Annotated in this window: 1 protein-coding gene; it reads right to left on the reverse strand. The window is 47.3% G+C overall.

The window, feature by feature from the left end:
• On the reverse strand, nt 1–801 hold an 801-nt coding region (locus A3739_RS25785; RefSeq protein WP_197472581.1), incomplete at both ends, for an ATP-binding domain-containing protein.

An 801-nucleotide genomic window follows, 5' to 3' on the forward strand; every position in this document is an offset into this window, starting at 1 on the left:
CATTTCTGCTTCGCACGCGTCACAGCGGTATATAACAAGGCGCGGGTCAGTAACTCTGGCGCATATGGCGCAAGCAACACACCAACGTGATCATATTCTGAGCCCTGACTTTTATGCACTGTCATCGCATATGCCAGATCGTACTTATCAATCTGCGAGGGCAATACTGTGATGTCGCGTCCTTCCCCACCTCGGTAAAACATCGCAACAAACTGGCTTTCGTGGTTTTGATTTACGTTTTCGATATAAAAACCCACGTCTCCATTGTACAAATCGAGTTTTGGATAATTACGCTCCAACATAATCGGCATACCGTGATACACACCAGTGCGGCTTGATGAAAATCGACTCTGTGCTTTTGTGTGAACGGCCTCGTTGAGCTGATCCGTCCCTAAAGGCCCCTGTCTCGTTGAACAAAGAATTTGGAACTGATCGAAGCATTTTTGCAGTTCAGCCAATGAGGCTTTTGTTTCAGCGAGCTCTACAAAGTCTTGATAATGAGCCATCAACGCACCGAGTTCTTGCTGGGCTCTGCCCTCAACCCAGTGGTACCTAATAGCTTCGTCAGTGTTCGTTGTCAGGAAATGACGCAAAGCCTCTACTGGCTCATCACGAATAAGGCGCGCAACATCCGCTAAAGCACCGTGAAAACGATAGCTCTTTTGCAATGTCACGAGAGGATTGATCTGTTCAGACTCCGATGGTTCAACATTCATATCAAACGGCAGTAGGTGAATTAGCTGCCCTAACTGCTCAGCAGATATGGCATTACGCTTACAGCGTTTTACCCAACGCGCAAAA

This window comes from Oleiphilus sp. HI0067 (genome assembly GCF_001635735.1).